Annotated in this window: 19 protein-coding genes; 14 read left to right on the top strand and 5 right to left on the bottom strand. The window is 41.5% G+C overall.

Translation table 11 applies throughout. The features are described from left to right. The first annotated feature begins 36 nt into the window (after positions 1-36). The 3 genes from dnaG to AAW12_RS05995 are packed head-to-tail and all read left to right on the top strand — an operon-like array spanning position 37 to position 3,464. Positions 37-2,040 (top strand): DNA primase, encoded by a 2,004-nt coding sequence (gene dnaG / locus AAW12_RS06005; protein WP_046672700.1) that lies wholly within the window; start codon positions 37-39, stop codon positions 2,038-2,040. Positions 2,041-2,048: 8 nt separating this feature from the next. Beyond that, positions 2,049-2,405: a YraN family protein gene (locus AAW12_RS06000; RefSeq protein WP_046672699.1), complete on the top strand. Its 357-nt coding sequence runs from the start codon at positions 2,049-2,051 to the stop codon at positions 2,403-2,405. Positions 2,406-2,435: 30 nt separating this feature from the next. Further along, positions 2,436-3,464: a glutaminyl-peptide cyclotransferase gene (locus tag AAW12_RS05995; RefSeq protein ID WP_046672698.1), complete on the top strand. Its 1,029-nt coding sequence runs from the start codon at positions 2,436-2,438 to the stop codon at positions 3,462-3,464. Between the two features lie 580 nt (positions 3,465-4,044). Here AAW12_RS05995 and AAW12_RS05990 read toward each other — a convergent pair. Together AAW12_RS05990 and AAW12_RS05985 are read right to left on the bottom strand one after the other, a co-directional pair. Beyond that, the gene (locus AAW12_RS05990) at positions 4,045-5,067 is read right to left on the bottom strand and encodes a Kelch repeat-containing protein (RefSeq protein WP_046672697.1); all 1,023 of its coding nucleotides are present in this window, start codon (positions 5,065-5,067) and stop codon (positions 4,045-4,047) included. Positions 5,068-5,070: 3 nt separating this feature from the next. Next, on the bottom strand, positions 5,071-6,447 hold the full coding sequence (locus AAW12_RS05985) for a DUF4270 family protein (protein ID WP_046672696.1): 1,377 nt from the start codon (positions 6,445-6,447) through the stop codon (positions 5,071-5,073). 119 nt (positions 6,448-6,566) lie between these two features. Here AAW12_RS05985 and AAW12_RS05980 point away from each other — a divergent pair, with 119 nt between their 5' ends. Both AAW12_RS05980 and AAW12_RS05975 read left to right on the top strand, forming a co-directional pair. After that, on the top strand, positions 6,567-8,003 hold the full coding sequence (locus AAW12_RS05980) for a sensor histidine kinase (RefSeq protein WP_046672695.1): 1,437 nt from the start codon (positions 6,567-6,569) through the stop codon (positions 8,001-8,003). A 121-nt stretch (positions 8,004-8,124) separates the two neighbouring features. Next, positions 8,125-8,799, top strand: coding sequence for a response regulator transcription factor (locus AAW12_RS05975; RefSeq protein WP_046672694.1), 675 nt, complete (start codon positions 8,125-8,127; stop codon positions 8,797-8,799). Positions 8,800-8,860: 61 nt separating this feature from the next. On the opposite strand, the gene AAW12_RS05970 is transcribed toward AAW12_RS05975, so the two are convergent. Continuing rightward, positions 8,861-11,602, bottom strand: coding sequence for an outer membrane beta-barrel protein (locus tag AAW12_RS05970; protein WP_053003539.1), 2,742 nt, complete (start codon positions 11,600-11,602; stop codon positions 8,861-8,863). A 219-nt stretch (positions 11,603-11,821) separates the two neighbouring features. Between AAW12_RS05970 and AAW12_RS05965 the strand changes: the two genes are divergently transcribed. Further along, positions 11,822-12,364, top strand: a complete 543-nt coding sequence (locus AAW12_RS05965) for a TetR/AcrR family transcriptional regulator (protein WP_046672693.1) — start codon at positions 11,822-11,824, stop codon at positions 12,362-12,364. 367 nt (positions 12,365-12,731) lie between these two features. Continuing rightward, positions 12,732-14,438 (top strand): glycoside hydrolase family 3 protein, encoded by a 1,707-nt coding sequence (locus AAW12_RS05960; RefSeq protein WP_046672692.1) that lies wholly within the window; start codon positions 12,732-12,734, stop codon positions 14,436-14,438. Positions 14,439-14,535: 97 nt separating this feature from the next. On the opposite strand, the gene AAW12_RS05955 is transcribed toward AAW12_RS05960, so the two are convergent. Next, positions 14,536-16,083, bottom strand: a complete 1,548-nt coding sequence (locus tag AAW12_RS05955; protein WP_046672691.1) for a glycoside hydrolase family 10 protein — start codon at positions 16,081-16,083, stop codon at positions 14,536-14,538. A 215-nt stretch (positions 16,084-16,298) separates the two neighbouring features. On the opposite strand from AAW12_RS05955, the gene AAW12_RS05950 reads away from it, so the two are divergent. The 7 genes from AAW12_RS05950 (at position 16,299) to AAW12_RS05920 (ending at position 24,559) form a co-directional block, all read left to right on the top strand. Next, on the top strand, positions 16,299-17,726 hold the full coding sequence (locus tag AAW12_RS05950; RefSeq protein ID WP_046672722.1) for an L-serine ammonia-lyase: 1,428 nt from the start codon (positions 16,299-16,301) through the stop codon (positions 17,724-17,726). Between the two features lie 76 nt (positions 17,727-17,802). Next, a complete protein-coding gene (locus tag AAW12_RS05945; RefSeq protein WP_046672690.1) occupies positions 17,803-18,615 on the top strand; it encodes an MBL fold metallo-hydrolase in 813 nt (270 codons plus the stop codon). 387 nt (positions 18,616-19,002) lie between these two features. Further along, a complete protein-coding gene (locus AAW12_RS05940; protein ID WP_046672689.1) occupies positions 19,003-19,719 on the top strand; it encodes a DUF4198 domain-containing protein in 717 nt (238 codons plus the stop codon). Beyond that, positions 19,658-22,258 carry a TonB-dependent receptor gene (locus AAW12_RS05935; protein ID WP_231585214.1) on the top strand — a complete coding sequence of 867 codons (2,601 nt, stop codon included), beginning with the start codon at positions 19,658-19,660 and terminating at the stop codon, positions 22,256-22,258. Before AAW12_RS05940 ends, AAW12_RS05935 begins: the two co-directional genes overlap by 62 nt. Before the next feature lie 29 nt (positions 22,259-22,287). Next, positions 22,288-22,620 (top strand): hypothetical protein, encoded by a 333-nt coding sequence (locus AAW12_RS05930; protein WP_046672688.1) that lies wholly within the window; start codon positions 22,288-22,290, stop codon positions 22,618-22,620. A 10-nt stretch (positions 22,621-22,630) separates the two neighbouring features. Continuing rightward, positions 22,631-22,909, top strand: a complete 279-nt coding sequence (locus tag AAW12_RS05925) for a hypothetical protein (protein WP_046672687.1) — start codon at positions 22,631-22,633, stop codon at positions 22,907-22,909. Between the two features lie 6 nt (positions 22,910-22,915). Beyond that, a complete protein-coding gene (locus tag AAW12_RS05920; protein WP_046672686.1) occupies positions 22,916-24,559 on the top strand; it encodes a PepSY-associated TM helix domain-containing protein in 1,644 nt (547 codons plus the stop codon). Positions 24,560-24,751: 192 nt separating this feature from the next. Here the strand turns inward: AAW12_RS05920 and AAW12_RS05915 are convergent, their stop codons facing one another. Next, positions 24,752-26,167, bottom strand: a complete 1,416-nt coding sequence (locus tag AAW12_RS05915; RefSeq protein WP_046672685.1) for a PLP-dependent aminotransferase family protein — start codon at positions 26,165-26,167, stop codon at positions 24,752-24,754. Position 26,168 lies beyond the last annotated feature (1 nt).

Raw genomic sequence — 26,168 nt, 5'->3', positions numbered from 1 at the left:
AGATTTATTCTAATTTTACATTAAAAAAGAAACGTTTTGATAAAGCAAGAAGTTATTGATAAGGTACTGGAAACAGCACGGATAGAAGAGGTGGTGGGAGACTTCGTTGATTTAAAGAAACGGGGAACTTCTTTGATCGGAAATTGTCCTTTTCACCATGAAAAGACACCCTCCTTCCACGTTTCTGTTTCGAAGGGTATCTATAAGTGTTTTGGTTGTGGTGTCGGTGGGGATTCCCTTAAATTCGTCATGGAACTGGAAAAGTTCTCTTACCCGGAAGCCATTCGTTATTTAGCCGATAAATATTCCATTCAAATTGAAGAAGTCGAGCGTTCTCCAGCCCAGCTTGCCGCGCAGGATAAACGGGAAAGTCTATATGTGCTAAGCGCTTGGGCCAGTAAATTCTTCGCCGAGCAACTTTGGAAAACTGAAATGGGACAGGTCATCGGGCTCAACTATTTCAAGGAGCGCGGCTACCGTGAGGATATCATCAAAAAATTTGAATTGGGTTATTCGCCTGAGGAATGGACGGCATTGGTCGATAAAGCACAGGTAGCTGGTTTTCACCCAGATTATTTGGCCGCGAGTGGTTTGGCTATTGAACGCGATGATAAATCTTTATATGATCGTTTCCGTGGCCGAGTCATGTTTCCGATTCATAACCTGACAGGACGTGTCATTGGCTTTGGTGGTCGGACACTAAAGACTGATAAAAAAGTTGCCAAATATGTAAACTCTCCCGAAAGCGAAATCTACCATAAATCCGATGTGCTGTATGGATTGAATTTTGCCAAGAAGGCAATTATGGAAGAGGATAATTGCTACTTGGTAGAGGGGTATGCAGATGTTCTTTCGGTACATCAAGCTGGAGTCGAAAATGTTGTTTCCTCCTCGGGAACTTCGTTGACAACAGGTCAGATCAAGCTTATTTCCAGATTCACAAAAAATGTGACCATACTTTATGATGGGGATGAAGCAGGGATCAAAGCCTCCCTACGCGGTACAGATATGCTGCTCGAAGAAGGCTTAAACGTTAAGGTACTGCTTTTTCCCGACGGTAATGATCCCGACTCTTACGTGCAAAAGTTTGGTGCCACGGCTTTTAAAGATTATGTCAAATCCAATCAGCAGGACTTCATTTTCTACAAAACGAATATTTTGCTTCGCGATGCCAATAACGATCCCATAAAAAGGGCCGAGGTTATTCGCGATGTGGTCGAAAGTATTGCATTGATTCCCGATGAAATTAAGGTTTCTGTTTTTATCCGGGAATGTAGCAGCCTTTTGGATATCGAAGAGCGTATCTTGTTGACTGAACTCAACAAGATTAGGCTCAATAGAGCAAAGAAGGCGGATAAGGATGCTGCTCGTAAACCTCAGAGTCCGCCGCCAAATACAGGGATGCCCCCTTTCGGAATGGACGGGCCACCGCCGGATTTCTTTATGACAGATGATGAAAGGGGGGGATTACCTCCCATAGAGTCTGTAGAACAGCCGGCACAGCTGACTTCGGAAATTCTCCAAGAACGTGAGATCGTCCGTATTTTAATCAACTATGGTGATTATCTGGCAACCTGGGAAGGTGACGGTGATATTCCAGTTGCAGGATTGCTATTGGGAAATATCAGCGACATTGAATTTAAGGATAAAGCTGCGGCTTATATTTTAAACGTCTATAGAGAAGCTGCGGAAAAATACGAAATTCCAGATACGAAACAATTCTATTCAAATTCTGACCCTGCTATAGCAGATTTGGCGATCAATTGCGTTGCCAGTAAATATTCGCTCAGCGAAAATTGGAATGACGATAAGCGTAAAATTTATGTAACGCAAGAATACGAACATCTAAAACAACTTGTCGTTACAGCGATCTATCGGATCAAGAAACGTAAGATCGAAGCAGAAATGCATCATATTCGCGAAGAAATGAAACATGAACAAGATGTGGCCAACCTGGAAGTCCTTATTTTTAAATATCAGAAATTAAAAGAAGCCGAACGCCTATTAGGCGGCTTTCTGGGCAACACTATTGTAAAGTAATCTTTGATATGGCAAAGCATCTTGAAACGGGCGAATGGGGCGAGCAGATGGCTATGGAATACCTCGTCAAGATAGGCTATAAAATAGTGTTAAGAAATTGGCGATTTAAGAATTTAGAAGTAGATTTGATTGTCGTGGACAAGGATACCTTGGTATTTGTTGAAGTAAAAACACGATCGGGAACGGATTTCGGCGAACCCTACGAATTTGTAGACCGCAAAAAACAGCGTCTATTGATTCGTGCAGCTCAGGCTTATATTCTTAAAACAGGTTATGTCGGTGAAGTCAGATTTGATGTTGTCGCAATAACAAAATCTCCCAAAACAGCGCTCAATCATATCAAAGATGCGTTTTGGGACAGTTAAGAATACGTACTTATAAATAACTATACATAGATGAGAAAAATCACTTATTTTATGGCAATTGCAGCGCTAGCTTTTGCTTCTTGTAAGTCAAAAAAATCAAGTTTGGAATTTGCATCTCCTGGAGCAAATCAAGCTGTTTTAAAAGGTGCTCAGGTCCAATTGAAATTGAAATTTGAATCCGTATCAATGGACTCTGTGGCTTATTTTGTAGATGATAAACATGTTGGGTCATCAACTGACACAACGGCAATTACAGTTGATACCAAAGACATGGCCTATGGTACACGTAATATTTCCGCCCTGGTATACAATGCTGGAAAACCCGATTCTGTTTCAAGTACATTTTATGTTGTACCTGAAAATGCGAAGAACTATGGTTTTGAGGTGGTCAACAAATACCCGCACGATACTACAGCTTTTACACAAGGGCTACAGTTTGCGGATGGTATTCTCTACGAATCCAATGGCCGTTATGGAGAGTCCAACTTGAGAAAGGTCGATCTAAAAACAGGCAAAGTACTCCAAGAGATCAAATTTGATGAAAAGACTTTTGCCGAAGGAATGACATTGGTTGGTAATAAGTTATTTATGTTGACTTGGCAACAGGGAGAAGGATATGTCTTTGATAAAAACTCTTTTGTCAAGGAAAGTTCCTTTAAATATGAAAATAGTAAAGAAGGATGGGGCTTGACTTACGATGGACAGCATTTGATAAAGTCTGACGGCTCCAATAAATTATTCTTTTTAGATGCAACAACCGGTAAGGAGCTAAATGCTATCGGAGTTTACGATGAAGCTGGACCGGTAGATGAACTTAATGAACTGGAATATATAGATGGCAAAGTCTACGCAAATGTCTATCAAAAGGATGTTATTGTTATTATCAATCCTCAAACAGGAGCGGTAGAAGGACGGATTAATCTTGTTGGTATCTATGAGCATACTTCCGCTTATGACAATGAATTGAATGGAATTGCTTACGATCAAGCTGGAAAACGTCTTTTTATAACAGGGAAGTTATGGAATACATTATTTGAGATCAAGACAGTTGAAAAATAAATGAACGTCAGGTCTTGATCCTTTTTCCTGAGGTCGACACAATTGTAAGTTTGTATAAAATTAGAAGGGGGTATCCAAAAGATTGGAAGGCCCCTTTTTCGTGCAACTTAATCCGTACTTCCCTCACGCATTATTTTGGAGGTTCAGTTCTCAAAGGGTTTGATTTGGCTTTTGCGAACCTTCCTTTTTATTGCACCCACTCTCCTTTGAAGTAGGGATGTTATAGCGTGAAACTTTCAATTCGACCTTTTGTATACGGCGCTACAGCCGATTACTTTTTAATACTGTATAGAGCGTATTATTATGTGAGCAGATCTCTCGGAACGTCGCTCGAATAAAGAAGAGCAGGAGTTGCCCCTTCTATATGTACAGCAGGGGTGAATTAGTCTAGAATAGCCTAGGTTGGCTGATGAAGAGATCACAGTAACTGAATGCCCCAAACCTTACACGATTTCAATAGCATTAACGACGGCCGTAGAGAACTGAAAATCCTTTTGAACCGGTAGAAAAAAATAGGAAGCAAAAAAAAAGGAATGAAGTTTGAAACTCCATTCCTTTTTTTATATTGATTTAATTTCGATTAATAAATCGGAGTAAACATCCAAGTATCGTCAAAACGAGATGAACCGTTAAGTCCAGTCGTGATGTAACCGTTGTTTCCTACAGCGAAACCAACAGCATCTTGGCGTGCTGAACCAGCGAAAGCGCCGTTATCATTTGTCCAGTAGTCACCAGAAATATTATATTTCCATGTACTATTGATTACTGCATTTTTGTAACCGCCAACAACGAATGGTGTACCATTGATCGCGAACGCAGAGGCATTTGAACGAGTCAAATCGTAGGTATATGAATTATCAGCTCTATTGATATCGTTCAATTTAGTCCATTTGCTACCATCAAATTTATAGAAATCTTTTGGGTAAGAACCGTTAGAAATACCACCACCTACATAGGCTACATTATTGACAACAAAAGAGAAAGCTGCTTTTCTTTTCGCTGAAAAAGGAGCATCACTGATTGCTTGCCAAGTATTAGCAGCAGGATCATATTTGTAGAACTCATTGGTATTTGTTGTTCCACCACTAACTACAGTTTCACCGGTTCCAACATAAGCCGCACCGTTTAAAGTAAAAGCTACTGCATTAGACAAAGCAATAGGAAGTGGAGCAATGCTTGACCAAGCACCTTTTCCGCCGTTAGCTGTAGGGTCAAATTTGTAGAAATCTGTTAGGTTGTTTGTTCCGTCATTTCCACCACCAACATAACCGACATTACCAATGGAAAAGCCGATGGCACCGTTTCTCTCAACACCTGTGAAAGGTGCTTTTTCAGCCCAAGTATCTGATGCTGCGTCATACGCATACGTGTCTTTCACGCGGAATGGTTTACCACCAGCGTTACTTGCTAGACCAGTAGTGACATATGCAACGTTATTTATCAAAAAGCTAGCAGCAGATGAAGTTTGTGGCCCTTTAAAAGCAGCTTTTGCAAACCATTCATCTGATTTGGTTGTGCTGTCGTCACTTTTTTTACAAGAAGAGATAGTTGTAACTGTAAATACAAAAGCTAATAAAACGAGTAGCCAATTTTTCTTGTTCATAAATTATTGAAATTTAGTATAAAGGATGTTTAATTTAATTTTCGGATCATTCTCATTATCTTTTGCCAATATTAACCTGTCTCCAGTTGAAAACAAACTCGATGTCGGTAAAGATAGATATAATGAAGTGTTTTTGTATGCTGTTGTTTTAATTTTTGTCAAATATTCAATCAGATTGAATGTATATTTTCCATTGGAACCAAAATCATCGCCAGGAACTAATGTAGGTGCTTGCACACTTCTAGAATCAGTCGCATAGGGTGTTAATAACATACTAATTGGGTTCCCGTTTGGACTGGCAATCATCAAAATTACATTCTTGGGTTGCGCAAAATTTGTTTTGGCTCCATTTTCTACCTCGATGATCAGTTCAGCTTTATTAATCGCAATGGATGGATTGTTCACCAATTCCAATAACGTTGGAAACTCAATTTTTGCTACAACACCAGTTGAGCCTTCTAAAAACACATTTCCATCAGTTTGTTGACTCGCAATTTGAGGGTTTTTTAAGGTCATCGGTGCAAACTTTGTTGCAGAGCGATCCGCTTCAATGTGATTATACTGGTAAGCTTTGTTATCAATCGAAAAATATTGTTTGCCAACGGATTTTGTACCTTCATTATTCAGGAATGAATAATGAACCTGTAAAAATACGGTGTCCTTGAATCCAATTACTGCCGTATTGCCATTATCAGGAACAAGGGCCAATCCTTTGAAATACTCCTGGAAACTTGTGCTATTCTGAATCCGGTTATCATTATTTTTGATCATCGTAAACAGCTCATTGCTAATGCTGTTGTTGAATCTAAAAAATAAGGAATCTGCCGATTGTATACGCGGTCTAAAGGAAAGTTGTGCCAATGGTGTATTTTCATAGGCAAACTTTTGTTTACTGAATATCGCTGCAGAAGTGACAAAAACAGGGCGTTCATCAACTGGCTTGGTTAAATCAATCTGAGTTTGTGTAATTTCTTCTGTGACACGATGAACCGATATCTTTTGTACTTTCGTTGTATCACCGTAAGAGTACTTGTTTGGCGTCAATACCAGAGTCACCGAATCCAAAACCGCATCATCAGGTATAGAAGCATTGCTTATCGTTCCCACGCCTAAGCGCATATAAGCGGTAGACGTCATGCTACCCGTAACAGCATTGCTATTCTTTCCGACAAGCATTGTTCCAGTAGAAGAAGTCGGAATATCATCCAATTGATAAGTCGAAACTTTGGCGGAAACCGTATCAATTGGTACTAAACCGATTGTTTCATCTCTTGAACTATCCAATGAGAGCGAAATGTCTTTATTACAACCGACGAAAGCGGCCAATGTAAAAAGTGGAAGTAAAAATTGAATACTACGTCTCTTAAAGTCTTTAATCATATTAATTTTTGAATAGTGCAAAAGTAATCAATGCGAACTGTTAATCAGTGTTATATTTTGTTAAATATGGTTAATTACCACAGCGATTGCAAATCTAGTAATTTAAATTTGTTTTAGTTATGGGTAGAAGATTTAAATTACTGATCAGTTTGATCGTTTTAATAGGGGCAGGAATTACTGTAGTCCTCGGGTTTTGGCTCTATGGAAGTTACACTAATCGTCGTGACCTGTTTCTTTCTACCGCTGAGCGTTCGCTTTTCAATGCTGTTCAGGAGGCATATCAAGCGCGCAATGGTGACCGCCCACTCAATGGGCCTGAAGCGGATCGAAAACGTCTTCTCCAGGATGTAAAACGAGAGCTTTCAAGCTTACTACCTGCTGATCAACTCGATAAAGCTTTGCAACGCGTAGGCGCAGAACAACCCAAATTTGAACGATATGATCGCGAAAACCACATGCGGCGGGAGAAAATATTCCCCAAAGACCGTGAAGGGCAGGGCGCTATTATTCCACCCTTTCTGTTCCGCGATTTTGAGATGGATAAAGCCAATCTGGATCTGATTGAAAGGAAGTTTAAAGAATCGCTAAACAATAAAAACATTGCAGTACCTTTTGAAATGGCTATTGTCACGATTCCACATGATCAAATCAAAGATGTGCGACGCAAATACCGTGAAGCAAATCTAGCTTGGACGAGACCCATGATGGTTAACCCAATGAAAAATGAATTTCTTGTTATCAAGTTTCAGGAGGATTGGAAGTATTTGCTGTATAGCTTAAGTTGGCAGCTGTTGATCTCACTGCTTTTGATTGGGCTGCTGCTCGGGACATTCTTTTATTTGATGAAAACCATTCTCAACCAAAATAAGATGGCCGAGCTGCGTAAAAATTTTGTCGATAACATGACGCATGAACTCAAAACACCTGTTTCCACTGTGATGGCAGCTATAGAAGCGATACAATTGTATGGTGTACAGAATGACCGGGAAAAGATGAATCGTTATCTGAATATCTCCAAAAAAGAACTGGAGCATCTGTCCAATATGATTGAAAAAGTGCTTCAGATGGATATTGATGCAACGAGAGGGATTGTGTTGCAGCGTTCTGATTTCGATCTTGTCGCCATGGTGAAAGGCGCGATTGAGGTTGCTCAGTTAAATAAAACAAAGCAAGTGACCTTTAATTTAATTGCCGTTCCAAGTGAAATAAGAATCAATGGCGATGAAGCCCACTTAAAAAATGTGATCAATAATTTACTGGAAAACGCGATAAAATATGCTGGACAGCACGTTTATATCGAGGTAGAAGTGAAGGAAATGAAAGAAAATGTCCATATTCGTATTACAGATAATGGTAACGGAATATCCGCAGAATACCATAATCAAATCTTTGATATGTTCTTTCGGGTTCCTTCCGGTAATCTGCACGATGTGAAGGGTTTTGGCTTGGGGCTTGCTTATGTCAAGCAGGTTGTAAAAAGGCATGAGGGCAAGATTACAGTGGACAGTGAGCTGGAAAAAGGGAGTACCTTTAGGATCCGGCTGCCTTATGAATAATAGTCTTATGTGTTTGCCGGAAAGCACATAGCGTAGCGTATCGGAATTGATCCGGTCGCCTTATCCTGAAGAAACCTTTTACAGCGAACCAGAGTATTTTTTTTGATTGAACCACGATGCTATGATTGAAATTTTATATGTAGAAGATGAGCCAAGTCTTGGGATGATCGTTGCCGATAGCCTGGAGGCGAATGGATTTAATGTTACCCATTGTAGTAATGGTCACGAAGCCATGGAAGCATTTACAGCCGCACGGCCAGACATTTTGGTGGTCGATGTCATGATGCCCGTGATGGACGGCTTTACATTGGCAACAAAAATACGCGAGTCCGATACGCAGGTACCCATTATCTTCTTGACAGCCAAAGTGCAGACGGAGGATGTGGTGCGGGGATTTCGTTTGGGCGGAGACGATTACGTCAAAAAACCATTTAAGATCGAAGAATTGGTTGTGCGGATAGAATCCTTATTAAAAAACAGCCCCAAAATGTTATTCGGCCAAAGGCTGATGATTGGAGACTATAGTCTCGATAGTTTAAAACATCAATTGACCTATCAAGGTGAGGTGCTTAAGCTGTCTTTCCGTGAAAGTGAACTGCTGCGGAAGTTATACGAACAAAAAGATAAGGTCATTCCACGCGAGGATATCATGCGTGCCTATTGGAGCCATGATAAGTATTTTACAGGACGAAGTTTGGATGTATTTATCAGCCGGATACGAAAGTATCTCAGCCAAGATAACCGAATCAAGATAACCAATGTCAGAGGGGTAGGGTACATGCTTACTGTGGATTGATTGATTGATTGATTGATTGATTGATGATGTGTTCCATGTGGAGTGGCAATGATGGCGCATATTAACGACGGGTTTTTATCTCTCCTTTTCCGCCAAGCCCCCGAATGTGGTAGGTAAAACTTAATATGGCGTAGCGTGTTATTGCATTGGATTGGGATACACGTACCCAAAGATCATTGACCTGCTGATTGATGTTTTTATTGTCATTAAATAGATCAAATACCGTAAGATTGATCTCGGCATTCCTGCGTTTGAACAATTTCTTGCCGATAGAGACATTCCACAATAAACTTGTTGTACTGGGTGAGTTCAGGATGCTGCCATTGTATAGGTAGTTAAACGTTGAATTGAGTGTCCAGGTCTTTAGTAAAGTCAACGCGATCGAATTACCTAGGGTATGTTTATAAACCGAATAATTCGATTTTTCGCTGGCTGAGTTCTTGGAGAAGGCGATGTTTCCATTGTAATCCAGTCCGATGATGACATCCTTGCTGAATGCCGTGTTTACACCGACCCGCTGACTCAGGCCGTACGTTTGCGCATTGACCTTTTCGAGATTCAATAAAGTGTAATTCTGGTTGAAATAGAGGTTATTATTTAGGTTGAAGTTAAGTTTCAACAGTTCAGAACGGTATCCAAGGCTATTTTGCCATTTGAGGTTATAAACACCATTGAAATTTTCGGGCCTTATATATTGCCCCCCTGGGCCGAGGACGATGTCCTCAGTGATCGCGAATGCTGAATCTGTGGTAAAAATGGTATTAGAGATTTTATGTTCAATAAAATCTGCTGTAAAGTCAGAAGTGAAACTTCTGCCCGAGGCTTTATTGATTGATCTAAACTGTACCACAAGGTTGTGATCATATTCTTGCTTAAGATCTGGATTTCCGGAGCTAATGCGCAGTGGATTTTGATTGTCTATAAAATCTTGCAATTGCTCGATGGAAGGGGTGTTTGTCTTTGCATTATACCGAAACTCGACCCGAGTATCCTTATTGAAATTATATTGGAAGTTGAGGTTAGGTAGTAGGCTATTGAAGCGGCTTTTTGTGGTCAGTATATTCGGAAACAATTTATCATTGACCTGTGAAGCCGTCTGATAATCTAAACCAATCTGAAATCTTATGCTATCCTTTTTGTTAAATAAGTAGGAAACCCCACCACTATGGTAAACAAAATCATTCCGGAATTCATTGGAAAGACGATTTTTTAATTCCCCTAGCTGGCCTGTTTCGGCCAGAAATTCATAGGTCCTGCGGTCCGAATAGCGTGCCGTATTCCGAAACGTATAATTCCCTTGCAACCGGGAATATGTACCGAGCATCTCGGTGTAAGCTATCTTTGAGCGAAGACCATTAGTGTCACCATTCGAGTAATTCCTGTTGTTGACGGTGTCGACTCGATTAAATAATCCATCTTTATAATACGAGTTTAGTGCAAAATTTGTTGCATGACTCTTGTTGCTGCTAAATGAACCACTGATATTAAAACTGATCGTTCGACCAGGTTTGTTGAGTCTCCGCATGTAAGTGAGGTCTCCGCCCCAGTTGAAATTTTCCCCAAAACTGTTGTTCCTTCGATCTGAACTATTAAGCATCTCGGCAAGATTTAATAATGTATTTCCTTTAGAGCTGCTGTTTCTATCGTTACGCTGATAGGAAAAATTAGGCTGAAAGTCCAGTTTTTGAATCGAATCTATCTTCCAGTTTGCGCGGATTGCTAACGCATGATTGTTGCTGTATGTGCTGTTTAATTGATCCTGATTGTTGATTTGGTTGGCCCGATTGCCTGCCGTATATTCTGTTTTACTTTGGCTGAGGATAGTATTGTCCGTATAGTTGTAGGTATAATTTGCATTGAAGTCCATTTGGTCATTGAAAAAACGATCCAAATAGTTGAAGCCAGTGTTGAAGCGTGTCGTTACGCCCTGCCCGGTACGCCCTCTGGTGTTGCCGCGGGGTGCAAAACCATTGGGCTGGTTGACGTTGTTGGTATTTATGTCGATAGCATACTGACGTTTGGGATTCATTTTGGTCACCTGGGTATTTATGGCATATTTCTGGTCGGGACCTACTCCCCCGGAGAGCTTGCCAAAATAGGATTTTCTTTTATCGGGCTTGGTGACAATATTGATTACTTTCATGCGCTTCCCGTCGTCAAAACCACTAAATTTAGCCTGCTCGGTTTTGTCATCTATAATTTGAATCTTGGCAATAACATCGGCCGGAAGATTTTTGAGGGCCACCTTAGGATCTGTACTAAAAAACTCCCGGCCATCAATAATAATCTTATTGACAGGCTCGCCCTGAGCCTTTACATTGCCGTCTTCATCAATTTCAACACCAGGAATCTGTTTAACCAACTCGTCCGCATCTGCAAAATCCTGTGTGACGTATTTCTTGGTGTCAAACTCCAGCGTATCTCCTTTAACCTGTATACTGCTCGAAGAAATGTTAATTTCATCCAGTACAATCTCGGCATTAGTGAGTTTAAACGTTAGATCGATTGTCTGGCCCATTAGTTTTACGCGCCGAAGATCCATGGAGTAGCCCATCGGCTGTGTGCTGACCAGATAATCTCCATTGGGGAGGCTGCTGCTGCTAAACCTGCCTAAAATGTCTGTTGGGACCTGAACTTTACTGGAATCTTTTACTGCGATAATGGTGATGCTTGCACCTTTAATAGGTTGCGAAGTCGTATGATCAAGCAACTTGCCCGTAATATACTGTTGGGCGTACGCGGTTTTCCCCAATAACGATAAGCAAATAAAAAAGAGCAAAATGGTCCAAAGCTTGATCTTCATCGGTCGAGGTGAAAATATGTTCTAATGTGTTGTTGACGGTTATATAATTTTATTTCCCAAAAATAGGGCACTATTTGTTACGAATTATTATCATTTTAGTTACAATAAACCCAAGTGAATGGAAAGATTAGATATATTTGCAGTAGAATTATAAAATCAACTGAACAGGACCGTATAACGATCTAGTGACAATACGGATACAGATTAAAAAAATAAGAGATGAAAGAAAGTGTTTTGAGTAGAAAAGAGCGTATTATGAAAGAAGCATTGTTGCTTTTCTCAGAGCAAGGCTATACGAATACCTCTACCAAAACGATTGCCCAAAATGCGGGAGTCTCCGAAGCATTAATCTTCAAACATTTTGGGAATAAAGACGCCCTGTTGGTTTATTTGATTAAATCCGGTTATCGTAAGGTTCTTACACATCACCGCGGCATGATGACCTATCGTGAGCCAAAAGAATTTCTGCGCACGATGATCAATCTACCAGGCAAGCTAGTCAGTGCAGAGCCCATATTTTGGAGATTGCAGGAGCGTCTGTCTCATCACCCTTTTTCCAAACAGCAGCACGAACAATTTATGAAACCTGTTCAGCCTATTATCCACCGTGCTTTTAAAGAACTGGGGTATGAGAGTCCCGAGTTTGAAACAGAATTCCTATTACTGATCATAGATACCCTATGGAAAAAAGAGGCTATTGGAGAACTCGAAAATACCATGGAGCTGACCCTCTTCTTGGAGAAAAAGTATAACCTGATATAGTCTTTATTGCCAAGTAATTGCATTTTTCTAGACCTGTTTCAGTAGGCATAGTATTGCTATATTGTGCACAAAAGTTTACCGCCTCACAATTGCGCAGGACAATAGCGTCCAATATATCGCTGCCGAGGTAATTCCATGTATGGTCGCGTCACAGCTTGGGATGATACTGTTTATCGTATTATCGCCGCATAGCATTCCTGTTATTGTTGCTTCCAGTAATCGAGTGGGTATATTTCAAAGCTTCGTATCCTAGTGTATTGCTGTTTTATGCGTTTTTATATGAAATTGTTGCAAAAACAATTTCATATTGTCCGAAATAATAACGTCCTTAGTATTTCTATTTTAAATACATTATACAAACTAATTTATGTTCAAAAAACTCGGTCTGGGAATATTGGCATTAGTCGGCACAATTTCTTTTTTGAAAGCTCAGGACAAAAAAGATTTTGTGAAATACATCAACTCCCAGCATGCATGGGTCGATGCGGTATTCAATACGTTGACGCCAAAAGAAAAAGTCGCACAGCTATTTTTGGTTAGGGCACACACCAATTTAGGACAGAAATATATTGACTCCGTAGCTCAGGTTATACAGGATCAACATTTGGGCGGTCTCGTTGTTTTTCAGGGTGGTCCTGTCCGCCATGTCGATATGTTCAATCGGTATCAATCCCTGTCCAAGGTCCCTTTGATGGTGACATTTGATGGCGAGTGGGGATTAGGCATGCGTATGCCGGATTCTACGTTGTCGTTCCCTTATCAGATGACTTTAGGAGCCGTTCAGGATAATCAGCTGATCTATCGCATGGGACGTGAGGTTGCTTTAGACTTCCAACGTATAGGTATGCATTTCAATTTTGCCCCCGATGTGGATATCAACAATAACCCTAAAAATCCCGTCATCGGTATTCGCTCCTTCGGTGATAATAAATATAATGTAACCCAGAAAGCTAAGGCGTATATGGACGGTATGGTGGATGGTGGTATCCTGGCTTCCATTAAACACTTCCCGGGGCATGGCGATACAGATGTGGATTCTCATTATGATCTGCCGCAACTACCTTTCGACAAAAAACGTTTGGATACCCTGGAGTTGTATCCGTTCAAAGAGCTTATCAAAGCTGGCGCTCCTGCTGTTATGGTGGCCCACATGAACATTCCGAGTTTAGATGACACACCTAATATGCCGTCTTCCATCTCTAAAAAGGTTGTAACCGATCTTTTGCGCAACGAACTTGGCTTTAAAGGACTAACAGTCACTGACGCAATGGATATGAAAGGTGTAAAGAAGTTTTTTCCAAATGGAGAAGCCGACGTACAGGCAATTATTGCGGGGCATGATTTACTTGAAGTGTCCGAGAATAGCAAGCGTGCGATCGATTTGATTGTAAAAGCTATTGAAGAAGGACGTATCGCGCAGGCTGATATTGATGCGCGTGTAAAACGAGTGCTTGCCGCTAAGCTCTGGCTTGGTTTAGATAAATATCAGTCGACTTCACAACAGAATCTATACCATGATTTGCATCGCGCCTCAGCAGTTCAGCTTATTGACGAGCTGTCTAATGCAGCGATCACCGCTTTGAACTCAACAGAAAAATTAAAATCCTTCAAAAAGGATTTACCTACGGCTATTATCAACATTGGTATTACAGCCAATCAGACTTTCCAAAATGAATTGGCTAGTGCGCTCACAAATGAAACGCAATATTTCATCACGGATAGCACAAGTAAGGAAGATATCAAGCGCCTTACCAAAGAAATCAAGAAGAACAAACAATTTATTATTGCCGTACACGATACGAGACTTCGTCCACGTCCGACCATGGTATTAAATAAAGATGTTCAGGGCCTGATGAAGAAATTTGCGAAAAAATCAATCCTGACTTTATTTACCAATGCCTATGCTGTGGATGGATTTGAAGCATCGAAAAAAGCAAAAACAATTTTGCTGGCCTATCAAAATGATGCCTTCATGCAGAAAGCGGCGGTGAAAACTATTTTAGGGCAAAATACGCCGAAAGGAAAACTCCCTGTCACGATCAACAAAAAATTTAAATACGGACAGGGGAAATAACGTATTTTAAAATCACACTAACACGGTACCTCTTCCAAAAATGGCCTCGCTGCAATTGCAAAGCCATTTTTCGGAAGAGGTATTTTTTTAGCAGCACTTAAATCTCTTCATTGGCGGTCCTGCTATCGGAGGGCTTACTTTCATTTTTCATGCGATCAATCGCTGTCACAACATACTTATACTGTTGATGTTGTTTGATATCGTCATCGGTATATTGAAGTTTATCTCCGTCAAAAGTGATAAAAATGATTTTCCCAGGATCCTTGAGACTTACTTTTTCGTTAAGGTTGAACCGATAGATCACGTAGCCATAAGCCGACTCCCCATCAGTGGCCGCATCCGGTTTTTGCCAAAATAAGGTGTTCATTTTACCATTGGATGAATTTTTCACCAGCAGGCCAAAAGGTGCATTGGGTGGGATACTATCTAACCAAGGCATGGTAGGGGGTAAAGCCGGTGTACGGTACAGGTCATTTCGCATGGAATCCTGCAGTCCAACAAGATTGTCCGTAAGTGATTTGGAACTGAAATAAATACTTCCCGCCACATCGTGCTCCTCCCTTAAGTGGCGTACCTGTCTGGGGATCTGACTGCGGTCTGTCCAGCCGATTTTATTTTCGGTAACACGATAAGCTCCATGCCCGACATAAAAGTGACGGCCATAGGTGTGTTTCTGCCACCAGTCAACCAAGATCTCATAGGCTGCTGCGCGATTTTTGAAAGGAAAGTAGATCTGTGGATTGATATAATCGATCCAACCTTCCTGCATCCATTTGACACCGTCAGCATACAGTTCCCGGTAAGCACTCAGACCACGGGTATCTGACCCGGCACTGTTATTTTCTTTGTTGTCCCATACCCCACAAGGACTAATGCCATATTTGACATATGGTTTTATCTTTTTGATGGCAACGCCAAGATCGTGCACCAGCAAGTTGACATTGTTGCGGCGCCAGTCGTCAATTTTCTCAATCCCATTATTATATTGACCAAAGGTAATCTGATCCGGTACCGGTGTATTTCTGCTATCGGGATAGGGATAAAAATAATCATCGAAATGAATGCCATCTACATCGTAGTTTTTGACCACATCCATGATGACATCAATAATATATTTGCGAACTTCCGGAATACCTGGGTTGAAAAGCTTCTTGCCAGCATAGGTGAAGAACCATTCCGGGTGACGCTTAGTAATATGGTCATCCGAAAAATGAGCCGGATTTAATGTTGTCGAAGCACGGTACGGATTGAACCAGGCATGTAGTTCCATCCCTCTTTTGTGAGCCTCGGTAATGGCAAATTCCAGAGGATCATAGAATGGCGATGGAGGCAGGCCTTGTTTTCCGGTTAGATATCTACTCCATGGTTCTCTGCCCTTCGCGTAAAATGCGTCGGCAGCCGGACGTACCTGCAAAATAATGGCATTCAGTCCCGCGCTGCGGTGCTGGTCCAGTAAATCAATAAACTCCTGTTTTTGCTGTGCGACATTATTGCCCGCTTTGACAGAGGGCCAGTCAATATTACCTATGGTTGCAACCCACACGCCGCGAAACTCCCGCTTAGGTAGTTGCTGGGAATACGTTCTAATCGAAAATAAACAGATAACAATGGTAAAAAAAGAATATAAATATGTTTTTCCCGTCATTCTATAAATTATAGCCAACAAAGATAGGGAAGCATTTCTTACTTTTTCCCTAAAAAATGTAAGATGTTTGTTGGATACTTGTTAAAAGAACCTGAGCTTGGTTTTCAAATTGATAATAATGCAAATACAAGTAACATTGTACTTTATTTGTGCTAATTTAGATGCGGTTTTCACAAAAGCAATGGCTTGATCGGCTGACCGCAATAAAAAAGATTATGAGCAAAGAACAAATATCCGTTTTTGACATGTTTAAGATTGGTATAGGACCCTCGAGTTCGCATACCTTGGGACCTTGGCGTGCAGCCCAGCAATTTACAGCTGTTCTCAGGTCAAAAGGTGTCTTGCATGAAGTCGAACAAGTCAAAATCCTGCTGTATGGTTCTTTGGCCAAAACCGGTGCTGGGCACGGTACCGATATTGCTGTGCTCCTAGGACTAAGTGGAGATGATCCGGTTACCTTTGATGTCAATAGCGTGATGCCCAAGGTCGAGCATATTAAGACTGTCGGTGAACTGGAAATTGCTGGCGAACGGACGATTCCTTTTTCCTATCCGGAAGACCTCTTGTTTCTATATGCGGAAAGTTTACCTTTTCACCCCAACGCAGTGACCTTTCAGGCATTCCTATCGAATGGGAAGGCAATGACCGAAACCTATTATTCGATAGGGGGTGGTTTTGTGGTGCAGGAAAATGATAAGGAAGGTGTTTTGTCTGAAGTGGACCTTCCGTTTCCTGTCGATACTGCACAGGAACTCTTGCATTGGACGATGAAAACGGGGCTGAAAATCTCTGAGCTGGTCCTTGAAAATGAATGTGCATGGCGTGAGGAAAGTGAAACCGTGGCAGGCGTATTGAATATTTATAAAACAATACATGAATGTATCTACCGGGGCTGTCATACCGGCGGGACATTACCCGGAGGATTGAATGTCGAACGTAGGGCAGCCAAGCTAAATAAGAAATTAATGCAGGGCCGAACCTACCAAGATTACGAGTCCTGGGTAGCGGCCATCCGCGAGGGCGGCCAAAACTTTCAATATATTCTGGATTGGGTAAGTTGTTTTGCACTTGCCGTAAATGAGGAGAACGCCTCTTTCGGACGTGTGGTTACAGCTCCTACCAATGGAGCTTCAGGCGTTATCCCAGCGGTGTTGCAATATTACATTACTTTCCACGACGGAATGCTTGAAAATAAAATTATCCAATTTATTCTTACCGCATCCGAGATCGGATCGATATTTAAGAAAAATGCAACCATTTCAGCCGCAATGGGCGGTTGTCAGGCCGAGATTGGCGTTTCATCAGCGATGGCAGCCGGTGCGCTGACAGAAGTGCTGGGCGGATCACAGCGCCAGGTGCTGATGGCTGCTGAAATTGCCATGGAACATCACCTCGGATTAACATGTGATCCAATCGGTGGACTGGTGCAGATTCCTTGCATCGAACGCAACACAATGGGAGCCATTAAAGCCATTACTGCGGCACAATTAGCACTGCAATCGAATCCGGATAAAGCAAAAGTAAGTTTGGATACGGTGGTTAAAACCATGTGGGAGACTGCTTTAGATATGAATGCCAAATATAAGGAAACAGCAGATGGTGGATTGGCCGTCAATATTCCATTGAGTTTGCCGGAATGTTAATGACTGCCGAAGTTTTCTCGTTTTTCGTATCTTTGACGCGGTAAAATAGATCTATTCTTATAAAGAGCATAAACGAATGAAATATTGTGCAATCGCCTCCGGAAGTAATGGGAACTGTTATTATGTCGCTAAAGATGATTCTGCTATCTTGATAGATGCTGGAATCAACAGCAAGCATATACACCTGCGGATGTACAATCTGGGTATTTTACCGACTCAGATCAAAGCAATTTTCATTACCCATGAACATTCTGATCATATTAGGGGCCTATCTGTATTTGCCAAAAAATATAATTTACCGGTTTATATTACCAAGGGAAGTTACGATGGCACCCGTTTGCATCTTCCATCCCATTTGGTCCATATCATTTCTCCTGATGAGGTTGTTGAAATTGGAGGACTTAAGGTGTACGGTATTCCCAAATATCACGATGCCAAAGAACCATGCAGCTTTCTTGTCTCAGATGGAACATACAATATCGGTGTCCTGACAGATATTGGACGACCTTGCGAAAATGTGCAGCATGTTATTCAACATTCGGATGTATTGCTCCTGGAATCAAATTATGACGAGGAGATGTTGCGTACAGGACGCTATTCGTATTTTCTGAAAAATCGCATCAGCAGTGGTTGGGGACACCTGTCAAATCGCGTTGCCGTCGAATTGTTTAACGCCTATAAAACCGACCGTCTGAAACATCTTATCCTCACTCACCTCTCCGGCGAAAATAATACAGTCGATCTGGTGCAGCAAACTTTCGAACCACATTGCGAACGTATCCAGCTGCATGTCGCGACACGTTACCAGGAAACAGAATTATTCGACCTGAAACTTGTGCTGGAAAACCATGTGGCATCTTTTTCAATCCTTTCCGCACTCTCTTCCTAACTAACAACGCTCTTTTTGTTCGCTGTATTTCTTCAGTTAAAGCGTAAGAATACTGTAAAATGAAAAAATTAGTTGTTTTAAAAAGATTTCCTGTTATATTTGCTTTGTTTTTAATCAGTCTAAATAATATCTTTTATACTTATTTGGACACAAGAAACAAAAACACCATGTAATAGACGGCAATCTATCACATGGCGTTAATCTACATACAGCGGCAACTGCATGTAGATGACTGAAACAGCACGCTGTGTCAGTTACTCCCGATATACGATATGGAAGAACTTGCAAGATAACGAATTTTATTATTTTATTCGTTGTTAAGCATATGCAACACCTGCAAATTCTCCCATAATAAGTTGAAGAAAACTAAACATCAATCAACATATTATGAAAATTTTAATTTCATTTTTCACATTTCTTACGGTATTACTGTGTAGTCATACTAGTCATGCCCATGCCCTTTGGATTGAATCATCTTCTTATGGAACGTTAAACCAATCCCATGAAGTCAAGGTATATTACGGCGAGTTTGCAACGAATGAAAGAGATCAGGTCGACAAATGGTACTCCGACGTGAAGGACTTCTCATTAATGTTACATGCCCCGGGACAGGAACCCGTCAAGCTTCAATTGACGAATCAAGGCGATCACTTTAGCGGTTCATTCCAACCTACAGCAGCCGGAACCTATTTCCTATCCATTGTTAAAGCACCTAAAGATCTAGGCGGTAAAACGAAATATGAATTTTCTTCCTTAGTGCCTGTTATCGTAGGAAAGTCTGCAACACTCGATTATAAAAATGTAAAAAGCCCATTGCAAATTGAGTTGCTTGGTGCGGCTAACGCAAAAAAGCGGCAACGTATACAAGCAAAGATCACCAGCTTCGGCAAAGCTGTTCCACAGGCCAAAGTTTCTGTTTTTTCGACTACCGGTTGGGGAAAAGAGTTTGTTGCGGACGAGCATGGCATCCTGACATTTGACGCAATATGGGCTGGTCCATACGTCTTGGAAGCAAGTACGTTTGCTGAAACTGCAGGTGAACATGAAGGGAAAGCCTATGCTTCGGCATGGCAGGGAAGTACAACTTTCATTACCGTCAAATAATCGCAGCTATAGCGCAGACAGCATAAGGATCTATCTGAAACGATGGAAACACCAATGGGTCCTTACAAAAAAAGAATATCTAAGCGGTATCTACTATAACAACATCTACCATACTACATTCATGAATAAAACTTTATCCTTTCTAGCTATTCCTATGATTAGTTCGGTGTTTTCTGTTGCACAGGCGCAGACGAACAAAGTCATTGAAGGAATTCTTATCAATGAAAAATCCGAACCTATCACAGGGGCGACAGTAAAATTAAGCAATACGGGTGTGACCACCAGCACAGATAGTGAGGGGCATTTCGCTTTTCATAAGCTTTCATCCAAAACCTATCATATCGAGATTAAAGCGATCGGTTACGGTAAGCATACGATGGAAGTGAACGTAACAGATGAAACGACAAACCTTGGTCCCATCATCTTGAAAGACCAATCGCAAGCTATCGACGAAGTTGCGGTTTATGGTAAATACTATGAGCATTATAAGTTTGACAGTATCTCCGGATCGTTACGCCTTAAAACACCAATCCTAGAGCTGCCTCAAAATATACAGGTTATTTCTTCCGATTTAATGGCAGATCAACAGGTTTTCGACATTGTTGATGGTATTACGCGTAATGTTAGTGGTGCAACACGTCAGGGCCATTGGGACAACCAATATGCCAATATCCGTATGCGTGGCTCTAAGATCCCCGCGTTCCGTAATGGGATGAACATCGAAGCTTCTTGGGGGCCTACAGCCGAAGATGCAAGTATGATCGAACGGATCGAATTTGTAAAAGGACCCGCCGGTTTCATGCTTGCCAATGGCGAACCTGGCGGCTTTTATAATGTGGTAACGAAAAAACCTACCGGAAATACCAAGGGATCTGTTACCCTGAATACAGGGAGCTTCAGTACCTATCGCGCTGCCGTTGACTTGGATGGTAAATTGCGCAAAGATGGCAAACTGCTTTACCGTCTGAATGTGGCCGGACAACAAAAAGATTTTTTTACAAAATATAATTACAGTAACCGGCTTGTTATAGCGCCAGTGGTTACCTATAAAGTAGATTCTTTGACGAACTTAACATTTGAATACACCTACCAAGGGTCTACCTACCTGTCAAATGGTAATTATACGTTCTCACCCAAAGGATTTGCCGATCCGGGTATTGCCAATGACTTCTTCTATGGTGATCCCTCCATGGAGCCCGGAAAGCTAAAAGACCATAGTGCTTATATTTACCTGGACCGCAAACTAAACGAAAACTGGAAATTGCATGCACAGATGGCCTATTTCAATTTTGATATGAAAGCCACCAGTACATGGCTGAATTACATGAAAGCCAATGGCGATATGCCACGTTATTACAGTATTGCCGACGAACATGGTGAAAATAGTTTTGGTCAGGTTTCTTTAAACGGAGAAGAATATACCGGAAGCGTTCGTCATCGGATTTTGGTGGGAGCCGACTATGGTAATAAGAAGTTCTGGGGCGATTTTAGAACGATTTTAGATTCGATTCCTTCAGCTCCGCTCAACGTCTATGATCCTAAATACGGTATTCCAGGCAGTGTATTCCCTACGCTGGATCGTTCGCAGAGTGTAAAGGTCCGTGCGGGCGGTAGCAACTACGTGACTTCAACAAACTATATGTCATTCTACGCGCACGATGAATTGGCGTTCCTGGAAGAGAAATTGCGTTTATCGCTTGGCTTACGCTATACAATTAATGAGACCATAGGAAAAACGTCTGTAGCTGACAGAACCGATAAAGCATTTACGCCGAGGGTAGGGTTGAGCTATTCGATCGATAAATCCATGAGTGTATATGGCTTGTTTGATCAATCTTTTGTTCCTGTCGCTGGTACCGACTGGGAAGGTAATGCTTTCAAACCAATACGCGGAAATGATTTAGAAGCAGGTGTTAAGAAAGAGTGGATGGGTGGAAAATGGATCTCCACGTTAAGTGCCTACACTATTGCCCGTAAAAATGCGCTGGTAGCTGACCCCGATCCGAGCCACGTCGTTAATGGTGTGTCATTCCAGACCCAATTGGGAGAAACCAGAAGCAAGGGTATCGAATTTGATGTCACCGGTGAAATTATTAAGGGGCTGAATGTGAATGCAAATTATGCCTTGACAGATTCGAAGATCTCCAAAGATACCAAAGAAGAAAATATAGGTAATATCACTCCGAATACGGCCAAACATACAGCCAATGCATTTGTATCCTATCGTATTCAGGATGGGAAAGTGCGTGGACTTGGCTTTATGGGAAGTGTTCAGGGAATGTTTGACCGCGCAGTTGGGACAACAAAAGAAAGTAATTTCAAAAATTATCTGCGTACCGATGCAGGCATCAGCTATCAAAAAGGGAAGTATGCCATTTCGGTCGTAATCAATAATGTGTTGGACAACCGCAAATTGCTGACTGCTGGATCGATCTCCAAAGCAAGTGCGGCCGTTCAGAAGCTCGGTGGTGTGGATTATTATTCCTATATCGTCGAAGCCAGACGTAATTTTCGCATGGGAGTGACCTATAAATTTTAACGGACCGATCGAGATAAATTATAGAATCGATGTATAGTACACTGTTAATCGTTATACTTTTGGGGAGCTATCTTTTTTACAATACAAGTAAAAAGGTGAAGTTTGGCCCTAGACCACAATGGCTCGAAAAATTGTGCGCACAAACGAAGTTTGTGCGCACATTGAGCATGCTACTGTTGATCTTTCCATTTATAGCTGTTCTTTATCTGCAAGGCTTTGGAGCAGGTTTTTTTGCTTTTTTTGCCTATTTCATGTGCATGATGTGTCTTGTGGTCTTATTAAATCCTTATCGCTATTTCAAATTATACCCAATTATGGGATTGTATGTATTTAGCCTTTGTGTTGAATTATTGATTTCTTAACCGATTAAATATGCCTGCTAATAAAAAATACCTCAGTACGCCCTTTCAGCGATTCCTGAAAATTACAGCCGGATTTATCGGTGGTTATGTCGTCATGATCTCTTTCCACGTTTTGGTCACTCATATTTTTGAGAAAAAGGATGTTGTTGCCACGGCTTGCTTCACGGGCTATCTTCTATGGGCAGTACTGCTCTTGTTGGCCTTTCTTGCTAAGAGCGGATGGAAAATATGGGGGATATATTTAGTGTTGGCTGTCCTTTTCTCCCTGCCCTATTTCTTCAAACTGTAAGTCATCATGAATAACCGAAATTATAATATTTACTTCAATACACATACCATTAGCGGCATTATCATCTGCGCCATCCTCTATGTGATATTTTTTGCGGGATCATTTGCATTTTTTAGAAACGAAATCGCTGCCTGGCAGAATAACACGTCGTATAAGACCTATCGCGAAGATCATAAAAACGTTGATCATTTGCTCGACTCACTCAGAGGACAAACAAATTTGCATGGACGCGATATTACCTTTTATATGCACCGGGAAGGGAGTTCAGCCTATGTGGGCTTGAGTGCATCCAACGATAGTATACTCAATAAAGAAAACCTGGCGAAGATCACGCCTGAACAAAAAGCTGCAAAAAAGAATAGCCGCAGAAGGGGTGGAGATGATGATTCAAAGAACTTTACCTATAATTTTGCCAATAAAAAGGCTGGAGACTATGTGCAGAATTACGATATGGGCGAGTTTTTATTTCGTTTGCATTTCTTGGCCCAGCTCAATCAGGTGCCGATTCGGGTAGGCATAGCGCCATTTGGTTATCTTATTGCAGGTATTACCGCTTTTATTTTTCTGTTTGCCCTTATTACCGGGTTATTGCTGCATTGGGATAAGATCGTCTCAAATTTCTTTGTGTTCAGACCCTTTAGTAAATGGAAAACGGTATGGACCGATATGCACACCGCATTGGGCGTCATTGGTTTTCCGTTTCAATTTATCTTCGCGGTAACAGGTACGTTCTTGATCATCAATTCAGTACTCGCTTTGCCGCTGAGCAAGTTGTTGTATGATGGTGATCAGCAAAAAATGTATCAGGATATCGGTGTGAGTGCCGCAACCGATTTTCCCTATACCTATAAACCTTTAAAGAAAGCGATTGCGATCGCTCCATTTTTAGATCTGGCAAAACACAAATGGCCGGAAGCCGATTTTCAGCGTATTACGACCAAAAACTACGCAGACTCCAACATGCACGTTGTTATGGAACTGGAGCCGCATTTTAACAAAAGCTTTGCTGGATCTGGGTTGCTGTCTGTGCGAGCTGCCGATAATAAAGTTGTTGCCGAAAAATCACCGGTTGACGATGCTAGCTATGCAGATGGGGTACGCAGCATTATATACCGGTTGCATTATGGCGATTATGGCGGTTACCCGCTTAAGATGGTGTACTTTATTTTGGGAGTTATGGGCTGTCTGGTTATTATTTCGGGTATATTGATCTGGTTAGTAGCGCGTGACAAAAACAACGTAATTCCACGAAAACGAAAATTCAATTTCTGGGCGGCCAATATTTTCACGGCAATATGTCTGACGATGTTACCTGTCACAGCATTGACTTTTATTGCTATTAAATTGAGTCCAGCGGTCAATCAGGATTTTATATACCGCGTTTATTTCTATAGCTGGCTCCTATTTTCACTGTATTACATTATCCGGAGAAGCATACGCAGAACCAATCGCGAAACATTGCTGGTTGGAAGCATATTGGCATTTTTTATTCCACTTGCCAATGGTTTTATGACTGGTAACTGGATCTGGGATACCTTCCGCAATGGACAGCGGGATATTTTCGTCGTCGACTTTTTATGGCTGATGATCGGTATAATTGGTGTAATCGCCTATAACAAGACTAAAAAATTCTTTGAGACTATACGTTAACAAAGATTCTTTTCTCTCTGCGAAGTGAATATACTTCGTTTTTTAATTCCAAGGGTGCTCACAAGGTGCCCTTGGAACGTTTATAGGGTACGGCTTAAATACCTCTAAGGTCAGATCCTGGTAGATAACGCCTCATGGCGCAGAGCAATTCTTATCCAAGGATACCATACTGATGATCGCGGAAATTTCCTCTTACAATACAGCCTTAAAAAATCGGCCGAGGCGCATCAGATCCTGTGCTGTCTTTTCGTTCCAGTCCACAGCATAGTTAAGCCGAATACAGTTCTTAAACTGATCGTGCTGTGTAAACATCCTTCCCGGTGCAAAACTCAACTTTTGCCTAAGCGCATAATCGTAGAGCACCGTTGAGTCTATCTTTTTGTCCAGCTCTAACCAAAGTACAAAGCCACCTTCGGGCTGCGACATTTTGGTATTTTCCGGAAAATGGGCCTCAATGCTATTTCTGAAATTGACATAATTGCTGTACAGTTTTTTTCTGAAGCTATTGAGGTGATGGTCGTACCGGCCGATCTGTAAGAATTTGGAAACAGCTTCCTGGTAAATTGCAGGCTGCGAAATCGTTTGTATGAGCTTTTGTTTTAGGATCTTATCCTTGTATTGCCCGGGCTCAACCCAACCGAGCCGAAAACTTGGGGCTAATACTTTGGTAAACGATCCACACCACATCACCAGTCCCTCCTCGTCAAAATATTTGCATGGTTTGGGCCGTGACGAACCGAAATAGATGTTTCCATATAGGTCGTCTTCAATCAATGGAATATGGTGGTGTGCGAGCAGTTTGACAAGCTCTTTCTTGTGCTCCTCAGGCATGAGTGCGCCCAATGGATTGCTAAAGTTGGTGACAAAACAACAGACATCAATTTTATGAATAACTTTTTTCAGGGCATCCAATTCAATTCCCGTAATAGGGTGGGTCGGAATCTCGATGGTTTTGAGGCCCAGTAGTTGAAAAGCCTGAATAAAGCCAAAGTAAAGGGGGCTTTCTACCGCTATGGTGTCACCGGATTTAGTGACGGCACGAAGGCAGCTGTAGATGGCATTCATGGCGCCCGACGTGATAATAAGATCCTCGTCACTTATTTTTCCCTCAAGTACCAATGACCATTTGGCAATTTCTTTCCGTAAGCTCGGACTTCCCTGTACCTGTCCATATTGATCACCGTAATCATGCAGCTCATGAACCGACTCTATAATGCATCGATTGAGTTTCTGAATCGGAAGTAATGATGCACTGGGCAAACCCAGTGAAAAGCGTGTAATTTCCTTGTCTTCCAGGGAGTGGAAAACTTTATCGATCAATGCCGCGGGATCTTGTTTCTTTTCGTCGATTTTGAAGGTAGAAATGGACGGGATAGCCATCCGACGAAGCCCGGATCGGCTAACGAAATAGCCTGATTTGGGGCGTGATTCAATGAGCGATCGACTCTCTAGTTCCATATAGGCACTTTTTGCCGTATTTAAACTTACATTGTATAATTTCTGAGCGCTGCGGACAGAAGGTAAACGATCGCCATAGACCAAGGAACCATTTTTGATCTGGTTCTCGACAATATTGGCTATTTTTTTATATAACAGTTGCTGTTCCATC

Source organism: Sphingobacterium sp. Ag1 (assembly GCF_000988325.1).
In the GTDB taxonomy this organism is placed as follows: domain Bacteria; phylum Bacteroidota; class Bacteroidia; order Sphingobacteriales; family Sphingobacteriaceae; genus Sphingobacterium.
The sequence above is the reverse complement of the archived record's forward strand: the minus strand, read 5'-3'. Positions and strand labels throughout refer to the sequence as shown.

Bases quoted from the DNA above. Each gene is read 5' to 3' on its own strand.
- AAW12_RS05925 (WP_046672687.1), top strand. From the start codon at position 22,631: ATGCCTGCTAATAAAAAATACCTCAGTACGCCCTTTCAGCGATTCCTG.
- AAW12_RS05975 (WP_046672694.1), top strand. From the start codon at position 8,125: ATGATTGAAATTTTATATGTAGAAGATGAGCCAAGTCTTGGGATGATC.
- AAW12_RS05990 (WP_046672697.1), bottom strand. From the start codon at position 5,067: ATGAACAAGAAAAATTGGCTACTCGTTTTATTAGCTTTTGTATTTACA.
- AAW12_RS05980 (WP_046672695.1), top strand. From the start codon at position 6,567: ATGGGTAGAAGATTTAAATTACTGATCAGTTTGATCGTTTTAATAGGG.
- AAW12_RS05930 (WP_046672688.1), top strand. From the start codon at position 22,288: ATGTATAGTACACTGTTAATCGTTATACTTTTGGGGAGCTATCTTTTT.
- AAW12_RS05955 (WP_046672691.1), bottom strand. From the start codon at position 16,083: ATGACGGGAAAAACATATTTATATTCTTTTTTTACCATTGTTATCTGT.
- AAW12_RS05985 (WP_046672696.1), bottom strand. From the start codon at position 6,447: ATGATTAAAGACTTTAAGAGACGTAGTATTCAATTTTTACTTCCACTT.
- AAW12_RS06000 (WP_046672699.1), top strand. From the start codon at position 2,049: ATGGCAAAGCATCTTGAAACGGGCGAATGGGGCGAGCAGATGGCTATG.
- AAW12_RS05935 (WP_231585214.1), top strand. From the start codon at position 19,658: ATGAAGGGAAAGCCTATGCTTCGGCATGGCAGGGAAGTACAACTTTCA.
- AAW12_RS05920 (WP_046672686.1), top strand. From the start codon at position 22,916: ATGAATAACCGAAATTATAATATTTACTTCAATACACATACCATTAGC.
- AAW12_RS05995 (WP_046672698.1), top strand. From the start codon at position 2,436: ATGAGAAAAATCACTTATTTTATGGCAATTGCAGCGCTAGCTTTTGCT.
- AAW12_RS05915 (WP_046672685.1), bottom strand. From the start codon at position 26,167: ATGGAACAGCAACTGTTATATAAAAAAATAGCCAATATTGTCGAGAAC.
- AAW12_RS05950 (WP_046672722.1), top strand. From the start codon at position 16,299: ATGAGCAAAGAACAAATATCCGTTTTTGACATGTTTAAGATTGGTATA.
- AAW12_RS05960 (WP_046672692.1), top strand. From the start codon at position 12,732: ATGTTCAAAAAACTCGGTCTGGGAATATTGGCATTAGTCGGCACAATT.
- AAW12_RS05940 (WP_046672689.1), top strand. From the start codon at position 19,003: ATGAAAATTTTAATTTCATTTTTCACATTTCTTACGGTATTACTGTGT.
- AAW12_RS05970 (WP_053003539.1), bottom strand. From the start codon at position 11,602: ATGAAGATCAAGCTTTGGACCATTTTGCTCTTTTTTATTTGCTTATCG.
- AAW12_RS05945 (WP_046672690.1), top strand. From the start codon at position 17,803: ATGAAATATTGTGCAATCGCCTCCGGAAGTAATGGGAACTGTTATTAT.
- AAW12_RS05965 (WP_046672693.1), top strand. From the start codon at position 11,822: ATGAAAGAAAGTGTTTTGAGTAGAAAAGAGCGTATTATGAAAGAAGCA.